General features: G+C 43.7%; 11 protein-coding genes. 10 read left to right on the top strand and 1 reads right to left on the bottom strand.

Annotated elements, in window-relative coordinates; all coding sequences use genetic code 11:
- Positions 1-8 precede the first annotated feature (8 nt).
- The 9 genes from NYE22_RS14510 to lepB all read left to right on the top strand — a co-directional run bounded on the left by NYE22_RS14510 (position 9) and on the right by lepB (position 10,243).
- Positions 9-1,823 carry an ABC transporter ATP-binding protein gene (locus tag NYE22_RS14510; RefSeq protein ID WP_342411929.1) on the top strand — a complete coding sequence of 605 codons (1,815 nt, stop codon included), beginning with the start codon at positions 9-11 and terminating at the stop codon, positions 1,821-1,823.
- Positions 1,824-1,932: 109 nt separating this feature from the next.
- Positions 1,933-2,628, top strand: coding sequence for a toxin SDP protection protein YknW (gene yknW, locus NYE22_RS14505; RefSeq protein ID WP_087961931.1), 696 nt, complete (start codon positions 1,933-1,935; stop codon positions 2,626-2,628).
- Positions 2,629-2,632: 4 nt separating this feature from the next.
- Positions 2,633-3,766, top strand: a complete 1,134-nt coding sequence (locus tag NYE22_RS14500; protein WP_342411928.1) for an efflux RND transporter periplasmic adaptor subunit — start codon at positions 2,633-2,635, stop codon at positions 3,764-3,766.
- Complete coding sequence (gene yknY / locus NYE22_RS14495) at positions 3,767-4,459, top strand: ABC transporter ATP-binding protein YknY (protein WP_003232356.1); 693 nt, start codon at positions 3,767-3,769, stop codon at positions 4,457-4,459.
- Positions 4,456-5,649 (top strand): sporulation-delaying-protein transporter subunit SkiZ, encoded by a 1,194-nt coding sequence (gene skiZ / locus NYE22_RS14490; RefSeq protein WP_029946207.1) that lies wholly within the window; start codon positions 4,456-4,458, stop codon positions 5,647-5,649. Before yknY ends, skiZ begins: the two co-directional genes overlap by 4 nt.
- 279 nt (positions 5,650-5,928) lie before the next feature.
- On the top strand, positions 5,929-6,684 hold the full coding sequence (locus NYE22_RS14485) for a DeoR/GlpR family DNA-binding transcription regulator (RefSeq protein ID WP_014476685.1): 756 nt from the start codon (positions 5,929-5,931) through the stop codon (positions 6,682-6,684).
- Positions 6,681-7,592, top strand: a complete 912-nt coding sequence (gene pfkB / locus NYE22_RS14480; protein ID WP_003244923.1) for a 1-phosphofructokinase — start codon at positions 6,681-6,683, stop codon at positions 7,590-7,592. Before NYE22_RS14485 ends, pfkB begins: the two co-directional genes overlap by 4 nt.
- Positions 7,593-7,606: 14 nt before the next feature.
- The gene (locus tag NYE22_RS14475) at positions 7,607-9,517 is read left to right on the top strand and encodes a PTS fructose transporter subunit IIABC (protein ID WP_038427634.1); all 1,911 of its coding nucleotides are present in this window, start codon (positions 7,607-7,609) and stop codon (positions 9,515-9,517) included.
- A gap of 144 nt (positions 9,518-9,661) precedes the next feature.
- Positions 9,662-10,243 carry a signal peptidase I gene (gene lepB / locus NYE22_RS14470; protein WP_003232348.1) on the top strand — a complete coding sequence of 194 codons (582 nt, stop codon included), beginning with the start codon at positions 9,662-9,664 and terminating at the stop codon, positions 10,241-10,243.
- A gap of 33 nt (positions 10,244-10,276) precedes the next feature.
- On the opposite strand, the gene NYE22_RS14465 is transcribed toward lepB, so the two are convergent.
- The gene (locus NYE22_RS14465; protein ID WP_003232345.1) at positions 10,277-10,546 is read right to left on the bottom strand and encodes a hypothetical protein; all 270 of its coding nucleotides are present in this window, start codon (positions 10,544-10,546) and stop codon (positions 10,277-10,279) included.
- Positions 10,547-10,726: 180 nt separating this feature from the next.
- Between NYE22_RS14465 and NYE22_RS14460 the strand changes: the two genes are divergently transcribed.
- Positions 10,727-12,349: an ATP-binding cassette domain-containing protein gene (locus tag NYE22_RS14460; protein ID WP_003232344.1), complete on the top strand. Its 1,623-nt coding sequence runs from the start codon at positions 10,727-10,729 to the stop codon at positions 12,347-12,349.
- The last annotated feature ends 36 nt before the right edge of the window (positions 12,350-12,385 follow it).

Here is a 12,385-nt window from a genome sequence, read left to right as displayed (position 1 = left end):
GGGGCCAAATGAAACAAACGAAAAAACAGGGGATTTTAGAGCGTTTCTATTACTCTTCAGATGAAATCATTGAAAAGCCGTTTAACTGGGCTCAAATGTGGCGGCTGCTGAGCTATGTCAAACCATATCGAAAAACAATTTTGCCGCTTTCTTTTCTCACCGTATTGATTGGCACTGCTGTGAAGCTTGTGATCCCCATTCTGATCGGCATTTATGTTCTTGATCAAGCGATTACAGGAAGAAACTCGGAGCTGCTGATTCAGCTCATTTTTATTATTAGCGGTTTATATGTCCTCAATTACGCCGCCAATGTGTTAAGAATCAGGTGGATGAATCAGCTTGGCCAGCATGTCATTTACGATTTGCGACAGCATTTATTTACCCATGTGCAGCGCTTATCCCATCGATTTTTTGATCAGCGGTCGGCGGGATCGATCTTAGTCAGGATCATGAATGATATTAACTCTCTTCAGGAGCTCTTTACAAGCGGAGTCATCAATTTGTTGACCGACTTGCTGCTTCTGGCCGGCGTGATTATTATTTTGTTTACGCTGAGCCCTGAGCTGACTATAGCCATCATGGTGACATTGCCGATTATGTTTTTTATTTCAACAAGTCTCAGAAAAAAAATACGCCGATCCTGGCAAACGGTACGGCTGAAGCAATCGAAGCTCAACTCTCATCTAAACGAAAGCATTCAGGGCATCCGGGTCACACAGGCATTTACGCAGGAAGAAGAAAACATGGCGTATTTTGACGGTGTCAATCAGGAGAACTACGAATCATGGCGGGAAGCAACTAGAAAAAATGCCATGTTCCGTCCGCTTGTAGAAATGACGAATGCGATTGGGACGGCTGTCTTGATTTGGTATGGAGCCACACTCATCATGAATGAAACCATTACGATTGGCGTTTTCGTTTCTTTTGCTTTCTATCTGGGAATGTTTTGGGAACCTATTTCGAGACTGGGTCAGGTCTATAATCAGCTGTTAATGGGGATGGCATCATCAGAACGGATTTTTGAGTTTCTGGACGAACAGCCAAATGTCAAGGAGAAGCCGAATGCCATTCATAATGAAAAGATAAATGGGGAGATCAGTTTTGAAGAGGTTGAATTTTCGTATGATGAAAAACGAAAAGCCCTTCACGCCGTTTCTTTCTCTATTCCTGCGGGCTCGACGCTTGCGCTTGTCGGGCATACAGGGAGCGGGAAGACGACGATTGCCAATTTAATCAGCCGTTTTTATGATGCGACCGGAGGCACCATTAAAATAGACGGTATACCGATTAAGGATCTTTCCCTTGCCAGTCTGCGCTCTCAAATCAGCATTGTCCTGCAAGATACATTTATTTTCTCCGGGACCATCATGGAAAATATTCGTTTTGGAAGGCCAAATGCTTCGGATGAAGAGGTGATGAAAGCGTCCCAAGCGGTCGGAGCGGATGAGTTTATTTCCGATTTAGCGGAAGGATACGCAACAGAGGTAGAGGAAAGGGGCAGCGTACTGTCTGCCGGTCAGCGTCAGCTCATTTCATTTGCAAGAGCATTGCTCGCCGATCCGGCTATTATCATCCTTGACGAAGCAACGGCAAGCATTGATACAGAGACAGAAGTAAAAATTCAGCAAGCGTTAAAAACGCTTCTGAAAGGGCGTACAGCAGTGATGATCGCTCACAGATTGTCTACGATCCGCGACGCCGACCGCATCATTGTTCTTGATCACGGCAGGAAAATAGAAGAAGGGAACCATGATCAGCTGCTCGTTAAAGGAGGCATTTATGCCGGGCTTGTGAAAGCGCAATACAGCACAGCGATAGAATAATATGAAAAGCCTTCAATATTGAAGGCTTTTGGAAATTTATTAGAAAAACATGAAACTTTTTGATATCCTTCCCGTACTATTTGTTAGATATTCTCAAGGAGGTTTTGAAATGGAAACGAATGTAGAAAAAAACAGCGGAACGGCGACTGAAAAGCCTTCACTTTTCGGAGTAATCACAAGTCCGTCCGTTCAATTTGAAAGAATAAGAGAAAGGCCGGTTGTATGGGGACCGCTTTTGATTGTTGCAGCAATTATCATCGTCGGTGCCGTGCTGCAATCACTCGGTACGGATTATAGTGAGCTTTTGAAAAGCCAGGATACGCAAGGGCTATCTGCTGAACAAATGGAAACTGTCGCAACAATAACCAAATTTGGCGGAATGGCAGGCGCTATTATCGGCGGTATCGCAGCATTATTTATTGCCCCTCTTATTTATTGGCTCTGTGTAAAAATATCAGGCGGAGTTACGACATATAAAAAAATGCTTTCTCTCGGTCTGTTTGTCTCTTTAATTAGCAGTCTCGGATTATTGGTTAATGGAATCGTTGCTTTTACGACTGACGTGAATCCTCTTTACAGCACGACGTCACTGGCAGGGATTATCCCATCTGACGGGGCTCTTGCCAGCGTGTTAAATACCTTTGAAATTTTCAGCATCTGGAGCTTTGTATTATTAGCAATCGGACTTCACAAAACGGGAGGCATCTCCAAAAAAGCCGGGTGGATTTCAGCAATCATTCTATTCGGGATTTTAGTTGTATTTTCGCTCTTTTCAGGTTTAATCAATTCTGTGGCGGGTGCATAAGTTCATGAAAAAAGTCTGGATCGGAATTGGCATCGCTGTTATAGTCGCTCTTTTTATTGGAATCAATGTATACCGGTCTGCCGCTCCAACAAGCGGCAGCGCCGGCCAGAAGATACAGACGGGGAGCGTTGAAGAAAATGAAATCTCATCAACGGTTATGGTTCCCGGCACGCTAAAATTTTCAAATGAACAGTATGTCTTTTATGAAGCGGATAAAGGGACATTAGAAGACATTAAAGTAAAGGAAGGCGATAAGGTAAAGAAGGGCACACCTTTAGTTACCTATACAAATGAGCAGCTGAGCCTGGAAAAAGAACAGAACCAGTTAACGTCTGAATCCAACCGGCTTCAAATTGACCAAATTCAAGAAAAGATAAAAGCGTTAGGTAATAAAGAAAAAGAACTAGAAAAACAGGTAGGAAAGAAAGAAGCAGAAAAACAAATCGAATCTGAACGGACAGAGCTTCAAATGCAGAAAAAAACAGCTGAAATCGAATTAAAACAAACTGAGCTTCAGCGGCAGTCACTTGCCAACCGGGTGTCAGATTTAGAAGTGAAAAGCGAAATTGAAGGCACCGTTATTTCTGTCAACCAAGAAGCGGCATCCAAAAAGTCAGATATTCAAGAGCCTGTCATACATATCGGCAACCCAAAAGACCTTGTCGTCTCAGGGAAATTGTCTGAATACGATACATTGAAAGTCAAAAAAGGCCAGAAGGTCACACTCACTTCAGATGTAATACAGGGTAAAACATGGAAAGGTACGGTTTCCGCAGTCGGGCTTGTTCCGGATCAGCAGGAGAGCGCTGCGGCACAAGGAACAGAACAGGCGGTCCAATACCCGCTTCAAGTGAAAATAAAAGGAAATCTTCCAGAAGGAAAGCCAGGCTTTAAATTTATCATGAATATTGAAACAGATAAACGGAAAGCAAATACGCTTCCTTCAAAGGCAGTCAAAAAAGAAGATGACCAATATTATGTGTATACAGTAAAAGACGGAAAAGCAAAGCGAGTTGATGTCAAAATCGGCGAAGTGACAGATGACCTGACAGAAATTAAAGAGGGGCTTACCCAAGATAATCAAGTCATTTTGAATCCATCTGATCAGGTGACTGACGGAATGGAAGTGAAATCTTAAATGATTCAGCTTTCTAATGTGCGAAAAAGCTACCAGATCGGAAAGGAAACGTTTGATGTTCTCCATTCTATTGATTTGGACATTCATCAAGGTGAATATGTCTCGATTATGGGGCCGTCAGGATCAGGAAAATCGACGATCATGAATATTATCGGCTGTCTTGATCGGCCGACTTCCGGTACATATCAATTGGACGGCGAAGACATTTCTTCATATAAAGATAAAGAACTGGCGGCAGTCCGTAACCGGTCCATCGGTTTTGTATTTCAGCAATTTCAGCTTCTTCCGCGGCTGAACGCAAAAAAAAATGTCGAGCTGCCGATGATTTATTCCGGGATAGGCAAAAAGGAACGTCAAGAGCGGGCTGAGAGAGCATTGGAAAAGGTCGGGTTAGCCGATCGAATGCTCCACATGCCCAACGAGCTGTCGGGCGGGCAGAAGCAGCGGGTGGCGATTGCGAGGGCGATCGTGAATGAGCCGAAATTGATTTTAGCTGATGAACCGACCGGCGCGCTGGATACGAAAACAAGCGAGGCGATTATGGATCAGTTTACAGCATTAAATGCCGAGGGAACGACAATCGTTCTGGTTACTCACGAGCCTGAAGTAGCAGATTGCACGAATCGGATCGTCATGGTGCGTGACGGAAACATTGTTCCTGCCAGCTCCGGACAAAGGAGTGTGGGAGAATGAGCCTGTTGGAAAACATCAGAATGGCTCTAAGCTCTGTCCTTGCCCATAAAATGCGTTCGATCTTAACGATGCTCGGCATTATCATTGGTGTAGGCTCTGTCATTGTTGTCGTTGCGGTAGGACAGGGCGGCGAGCAAATGCTGAAGCAGTCGATCAGCGGCCCGGGAAATACTGTGGAGCTGTACTATATGCCTAGCGACGAGGAGCTTGCAAGCAACCCGAATGCCGCAGCTGAATCTACGTTTACAGAAAACGATATTAAAGGTTTAAAAGGAATAGAAGGCATTAAACAAGTCGTTGCTTCGACTTCTGAAAGTATGAAAGCGCGTTATCACGAAGAAGAAACCGATGCTACGGTTAACGGAATAAATGATGGATACATGAATGTCAATTCTTTAGAAATCGAAAGCGGCAGAACATTTACCGACAATGACTTTCTCGCGGGGAATAGAGCCGGAATCATCTCTCAAAAGATGGCTGAAGAACTGTTCGATAAAACCTCCCCTTTAGGTGAAGTTGTCTGGATAAACGGACAGCCCGTTGAAATTATCGGCGTGCTGAAAAAAGAAACAGGCTTGCTTTCTTTCGGTTTAAGTGAAATGTATGTGCCATTTAATATGATGAAATCCTCTTTTGGCACAAGTGATTTCAGTAACGTATCATTGCAGGTCGAATCAGCAGACGACATAAAATCGGCTGGAAAAGAAGCGGCACAGCTGGTAAATGACAATCATGGCACAGAGGATTCGTATCAAGTGATGAACATGGAAGAGATTGCGGCCGGAATTGGCAAAGTAACGGCAATTATGACGACGATTATCGGCTCAATTGCAGGTATTTCCCTTTTGGTCGGCGGAATCGGTGTCATGAATATTATGCTCGTATCAGTCACAGAACGGACGCGGGAAATCGGAATCAGAAAATCACTTGGTGCGACGAGGGGACAGATTCTGACTCAGTTTTTAATTGAATCAGTCGTATTGACGCTGATTGGCGGACTGATCGGGATTGGTATTGGATACGGAGGGGCCGCGCTTGTTTCAGCCATTGCGGGCTGGCCGTCACTCATATCCTGGCAGGTTGTATGCGGGGGCGTGCTGTTCAGTATGCTTATTGGTGTTATTTTCGGCATGCTTCCTGCAAATAAAGCCGCAAAGCTTGATCCCATTGAAGCGCTGCGTTATGAGTAGCCTCATGCAACATGCATGAGGTTTTTTTATGTTTAGTGATTTCTACTATGAATATAAAAGACTTTTTTCATTAAAATAAGAAGAAAATGTCGTACAATTGTCCTTATTTTTGTCGAATTTACAGTTTACAAACCCTATAGACATACGTTAATATGGAGAAACGTGAAAGATTTTGATAGTTATTGAATGAATTTGAATGATTTTAGTTGCCTAAACCGAAAATAGCGTTTACAATGAAATTGTATTCAAAATGAATACGTTTTCATTAGGAGGTGAAGCATGCTAACTCCTGAACGGCATCAATTGATTATTGATCAAATAGAAAAGCATGATGTGGTAAAGATTCAAGAGCTTATAAATCTGACTAATGCTTCTGAATCAACAATCAGAAGAGATTTATCGACCCTTGAAGAACGCGGTTTTTTAAAGCGCGTTCATGGTGGAGCGGCCAAGCTTTCCGATATCAGACTTGAACCCGATATGCTTGAAAAATCATCCAAAAACCTTCACGATAAACTGAAGATTGCTGAAAAAGCAGCTTCTCTTTTAGAAGAAGGGGATTGCATTTACCTTGATGCAGGCACGACGACATTGCACATGATTGATTTTATGGATAAAACCAAAGATATTGTCGTTGTCACAAACGGGGTAATGCATATCGATGCATTAATAAGGAAAGAAATTTCTTTTTATCTGCTTGGAGGATACGTAAAGCACAGAACGGGCGCGATTATTGGAGGCGCTTCATTGATTGCCATGGACCAGTACAGATTTGACAAGAGTTTTCTGGGGACAAACGGTGTCCATACAGAGGCTGGATTTACAACGCCGGACCCTGATGAGGCCCTTTTAAAACAGAAAGCGATCAAACAGGCAAAACACGCTTACGTCTTAGCAGACCCTTCGAAGTTCGGAGAAATTTCATTTTCGGCATTCGCCGGAATAGGCGACGCAACAATCATTACGACTGACGCTGAAGAGCTTACATTCGATAATTACCAAGAAAAAACTGTCGTAAAGGTAGTGAAACCATGATTTACACTGTAACACTTAATCCATCTGTCGATTATATAGTTCACGTTGAAGATTTTACTGTAGGAGGCCTGAACCGTTCTTCGTATGATACCAAGTATCCAGGGGGCAAAGGCATCAACGTATCGAGACTGCTGAAAAGACACCATGTGGCGTCTAAAGCGCTCGGATTCGTCGGCGGATTTACCGGAGAATATATCAAAACATTTTTACGGGAAGAAAACCTGGAAACAGCTTTTTCTGAAGTAAAAGGGGATACCCGTATCAATGTAAAGCTGAAAACGGGTGATGAAACTGAAATTAACGGGCAGGGACCGACAATTTCGGATGAAGATTTCAAAGCCTTTTTAGAACAGTTCCAATCTTTGCAAGAGGGAGATATCGTTGTTCTTGCAGGAAGCATTCCATCTTCACTCCCTCATGATACTTATGAAAAAATCGCAGAGGCCTGCAAACAGCAGAACGCACGAGTTGTTCTGGATATCTCAGGCGAGGCTCTTTTGAAAGCAACAGAAATGAAACCATTTTTGATGAAGCCAAATCATCATGAGCTTGGAGAAATGTTCGGCACGGCCATTACATCTGTTGAGGAAGCCGTTCCTTATGGGAAAAAGCTTGTAGAACAAGGCGCTGAACATGTAATCGTATCAATGGCCGGAGACGGAGCGCTTCTGTTTACGAACGAAGCTGTTTATTTTGCTAACGTGCCAAAGGGGAAATTGGTAAACTCAGTCGGAGCAGGGGATTCCGTTGTTGCAGGTTTCCTTGCCGGAATTTCCAAACAGCTGCCGCTTGAAGAAGCATTCCGCTTAGGAGTTACTTCAGGCAGTGCTACCGCGTTCTCTGAAGAACTTGGAACAGAAGAATTTGTCCAGCAGCTTCTTCCTGAAGTTAAGGTCACACGTCTATAGAGGAGGAAACACAAGTGAAAATAACTGAGCTTTTAACGAAGCATACGATAAAGCTTAATATTGAGAGCAAAGAAAAAGAAAATGTTATTGACGAAATGGTCACTGTTCTTGATAAGGCTGGAAAGTTAAATGACCGACAAGCCTATAAAGAAGCCATTTTAAATCGCGAAAGCCAAAGCTCCACGGGTATCGGTGAAGGAATCGCTATCCCCCATGCGAAAACGGCAAGCGTTATCAACCCGGCGATCGCGTTCGGACGTTCAAAAGACGGCGTCGATTATGAATCATTAGACGGCCAGCCGGCTCACTTAGTGTTCATGATCGCGGCGACTGAAGGCGCAAACAACACTCATCTTGAAGCATTGTCAAGACTTTCAACGCTGTTAATGCGTGAAGAAATCCGTAAGCAGCTCCTTGAAGCTGAGTCTGAAGATGCCATCATCGACATTATTAATCAGCACGATAAAGATGATGACGAAGAGGAAGAGGAAGAAGAAGAAGCGGCACCAGCACCTGCCGGAAAAGGGAAAATTTTAGCGGTTACTGCATGCCCGACAGGTATTGCCCATACATTCATGGCTGCTGATGCCCTTAAAGAAAAAGCGAAAGAGCTTGGTGTGGAAATTAAGGTCGAAACAAATGGGTCAAGCGGCATTAAGCACAAGCTCACTGCCCAAGAAATCGAAGATGCACCTGCAATCATTGTCGCAGCGGACAAGCAGGTTGAAATGGAACGTTTTAAAGGCAAGCGCGTACTTCAAGTTCCTGTAACGGCGGGTATCAGACGTCCGCAAGAGCTTATCGAAAAAGCGATGAATCAAGATGCGCCGATTTATCAAGGCAGTGGCGGCAGTTCAGCAGCTTCAAACGACGATGAAGAAGCGAAAGGCAAGTCTGGAAGCGGTATCGGAAACGCGTTTTATAAGCACCTGATGAGCGGTGTCAGCAACATGCTTCCGTTCGTAGTCGGCGGCGGTATTCTCGTTGCGATTTCATTCTTCTGGGGAATTCACTCTGCTGATCCGAATGATCCTAGCTACAACACGTTTGCAGCAGCATTAAACTTTATCGGCGGCGACAATGCATTAAAACTGATTGTTGCAGTTCTGGCCGGTTTCATTGCGATGAGTATTGCAGATCGTCCTGGTTTTGCGCCTGGTATGGTCGGCGGATTTATGGCAACTCAAGCGAATGCTGGATTCTTAGGCGGCTTAATTGCCGGATTCCTTGCCGGTTATGTCGTGATTTTACTGAAAAAAGTATTTACGTTTATCCCTCAGTCACTTGATGGATTAAAACCTGTTTTGATTTACCCGCTGTTCGGTATTTTTATCACTGGTGTATTAATGCAATTTGTCGTCAATACACCTGTAGCAGCTTTTATGAATTTCTTAACAAACTGGCTTGAAAGCCTTGGTACTGGAAACCTTGTGTTAATGGGTATTATCTTGGGCGGCATGATGGCGATCGATATGGGTGGCCCGCTTAATAAAGCAGCCTTTACGTTCGGTATCGCCATGATCGATGCAGGCAACTATGCGCCTCATGCAGCAATCATGGCCGGCGGTATGGTTCCTCCGCTTGGTATCGCACTTGCAACAACCATTTTCAGAAACAAATTCACTCAGCGTGACCGTGAAGCTGGTATTACATGCTATTTCATGGGAGCTGCTTTCGTAACAGAGGGAGCGATCCCATTTGCTGCGGCTGATCCGCTTCGCGTCATACCAGCTGCTGTAGTCGGTGCAGCTGTTGCCGGCGGATTAACTGAATTCTTCCGAGTAACGCTTCCGGCCCCTCATGGAGGAGTATTCGTAGCTTTCATTACAAACCATCCGATGCTTTACCTTTTAAGTATCGTGATCGGTGCTGTCGTGATGGCAATTATCCTCGGTATCGTCAAAAAACCTGTTACAGAAAAGTAAGAAAAAAAGCGTCCTTGGTTCGAAAGGACGCTTTTTCTTATCCGGCCGGCAGGGAGCGCGGTTAAGTTATGTATTTTATTCTTTTTTATGATAAAGTAAAAGAAGAGAAACAACTGACATAGCAATTGTCTAGGAGGAAACACTTTGACCGAGGAAAAAAATACGAATACTGAGAAAACGGCGAAGAAAAAAACCAATACGTACCTGGAATGGGGTAAAGCGATTGTCATCGCTGTTCTGCTGGCTCTCCTGATCCGTCACTTTTTGTTTGAACCGTATTTAGTTGAAGGTTCATCTATGTATCCCACATTACATGACGGAGAAAGGCTGTTTGTGAATAAAACAGTCAACTATATCGGCGAGCTGAAGCGCGGAGATATCGTTATTATCAACGGTGAAACTTCTAAAATCCATTATGTAAAAAGATTGATCGGAAAGCCTGGAGAAACCGTTCAAATGAAGGATGACACGCTTTATATAAACGGTAAAAAAGTAGCCGAGCCTTACTTGTCTAAAAACAAGAAGGAAGCAGAAAAACTTGGTGTCAGTCTGACAGGAGACTTTGGACCGGTTAAGGTTCCGAAAGGCAAATACTTTGTCATGGGAGATAACCGGCTGAATTCTATGGACAGCCGAAACGGGCTGGGACTGATCGCGGAAGATCGAATTGTCGGCACATCGAAGTTTGTCTTTTTCCCGTTTAACGAAATGCGTCAAACAAAATAAAAACGCCTTGCTGGCCTAGGACAGCAGGCGTTTTTATTTTGAAAAAGAAGCGACCAATGCAATGCATAAAACCGTGATGAACACTGAACCGATAATAGCCAGCACACTGAAGAAAAGGTGAACCTGTTTGTTCTCTTTTCCGCGCTTTTCTAAAAGCCGTTTAGAAAAAATGTGCGAAAATATGTAAATAAGGGCTATGCCTATATATAAGCCGATATCTTTGGCGGTAAAGCCTGTTACGGCAAGGTAAAAGCCCGTAAAAAAGATCAGTAAGCAATATTCAGTAAGTGTTAAAAGCCTCAACGTGTTCCTCCATGAGAGTGTGTAATTTTCCGAGCGGATGCATTCTCTCTCTTTAATTGTAACACAGCTGGCTGGTTTGGGTGTATAAGTGTTTTCTCTCTGTTTTATCAGGGAATCATTTCTCTTGCCCTGCTTTCATGGTATACTTTTATTGATGATAGACATGATGGAGGATAATAAATGATTGCTGTAAATAATGTAAGCTTGCGGTTTGCGGATCGCAAGTTATTTGAAGATGTTAATATTAAATTTACCCCAGGCAACTGCTATGGGTTAATTGGTGCAAACGGTGCCGGTAAATCAACGTTTCTAAAGGTGCTGTCAGGCGAAATCGAGCCTCAGACAGGCGACGTGCATATGAGTCCTGGTGAGCGTCTTGCCGTCTTGAAGCAGAACCATTTTGAGTACGAAGAGTATGAAGTGCTGAAAGTGGTCATTATGGGCCACAAACGCCTGTATGAAGTCATGCAGGAGAAAGACGCTATTTACATGAAGCCTGATTTCTCAGATGAGGATGGGATTCGTGCTGCTGAGCTAGAAGGTGAATTCGCGGAACTGAACGGTTGGGAAGCGGAAAGTGAAGCTGCGATCCTGTTAAAAGGCCTTGGTATCTCAGAAGATCTGCACACAAAAAAGATGGCAGACCTCGGCGGTTCGGAGAAGGTAAAAGTTCTCTTGGCACAGGCATTATTCGGCAAGCCGGATGTTCTGCTGCTCGATGAGCCGACGAACCACTTGGACCTTCAGGCAATCCAGTGGCTTGAAGAGTTTCTGATTAACTTTGAAAACACAGTTATTGTCGTATCCCATGACCGTCACTTCTTAAATAAAGTATGTACGCACATTGCCGACCTTGATTTTAACAAAATTCAAATCTATGTAGGAAACTATGATTTCTGGTACGAGTCAAGCCAGCTGGCGTTAAAGCTTTCTCAAGAAGCGAACAAGAAAAAAGAAGAGCAGATTAAACAGCTTCAAGAGTTTGTCGCTAGATTCAGCGCCAATGCGTCTAAATCTAAGCAGGCTACATCAAGAAAGAAACTTCTCGAAAAAATCACGCTGGATGATATTAAACCGTCTTCCCGCCGCTATCCTTATGTTAACTTCACGCCGGAACGGGAAATTGGAAATGATGTTCTTCGCGTGGAAGGCTTAACAAAAACAATCGATGGCGTAAAGGTGCTTGACAATGTCAGCTTTATTATGAATCGAGAAGATAAAATTGCTTTCACTGGCCGAAATGAACTTGCTGTTACTACGCTGTTTAAAATCATTTCCGGGGAAATGGAAGCTGACAGCGGAACGTTTAAATGGGGTGTTACCACATCTCAAGCGTATTTTCCAAAAGACAACAGCGAATATTTCGAAGGCAGTGATCTGAACCTTGTAGACTGGCTTCGCCAATATTCTCCGCACGACCAAAGTGAGAGCTTTTTACGCGGTTTCTTAGGACGCATGCTGTTCTCTGGAGAAGAAGTCCACAAAAAAGCAAATGTACTTTCTGGGGGAGAAAAGGTCCGCTGTATGCTGTCGAAAGCGATGCTTTCTGGCGCCAATATTTTAATTTTGGATGAGCCGACCAACCATTTAGACCTAGAGTCCATTACAGCGCTCAATAACGGCTTAATCAGCTTTAAAGGCGCTATGCTGTTTACTTCCCATGACCATCAGTTTGTGCAGACCATTGCCAACAGAATTATAGAAATTACACCTAACGGCATCGTCGATAAGCAAATGAGCTATGACGAGTTCCTTGAAAATGCTGATGTGCAGAAAAAATTGACTGAACTATACGCGGAATAAAAAAAGCAGAGATTTCTCTGCTTTTTTTGATACCTA

Origin of the sequence: Bacillus sp. FSL K6-1560, from assembly GCF_038592935.1 — a bacterium.
In the GTDB taxonomy this organism is placed as follows: domain Bacteria; phylum Bacillota; class Bacilli; order Bacillales; family Bacillaceae; genus Bacillus; species Bacillus subtilis.
Note: the sequence above shows the minus strand (reverse complement) of the source record. Positions and strands in the feature narration are given on the sequence as shown.

What these genes read in the sequence shown, in the direction of transcription:
- NYE22_RS14510 (WP_342411929.1), top strand. Translation starts at nt 9, where the DNA reads ATGAAACAAACGAAAAAACAGGGGATTTTAGAGCGTTTCTATTACTCT.
- yknW (WP_087961931.1), top strand. Translation starts at nt 1,933, where the DNA reads ATGGAAACGAATGTAGAAAAAAACAGCGGAACGGCGACTGAAAAGCCT.
- NYE22_RS14500 (WP_342411928.1), top strand. Translation starts at nt 2,633, where the DNA reads ATGAAAAAAGTCTGGATCGGAATTGGCATCGCTGTTATAGTCGCTCTT.
- yknY (WP_003232356.1), top strand. Translation starts at nt 3,767, where the DNA reads ATGATTCAGCTTTCTAATGTGCGAAAAAGCTACCAGATCGGAAAGGAA.
- skiZ (WP_029946207.1), top strand. Translation starts at nt 4,456, where the DNA reads ATGAGCCTGTTGGAAAACATCAGAATGGCTCTAAGCTCTGTCCTTGCC.
- NYE22_RS14485 (WP_014476685.1), top strand. Translation starts at nt 5,929, where the DNA reads ATGCTAACTCCTGAACGGCATCAATTGATTATTGATCAAATAGAAAAG.
- pfkB (WP_003244923.1), top strand. Translation starts at nt 6,681, where the DNA reads ATGATTTACACTGTAACACTTAATCCATCTGTCGATTATATAGTTCAC.
- NYE22_RS14460 (WP_003232344.1), top strand. Translation starts at nt 10,727, where the DNA reads ATGATTGCTGTAAATAATGTAAGCTTGCGGTTTGCGGATCGCAAGTTA.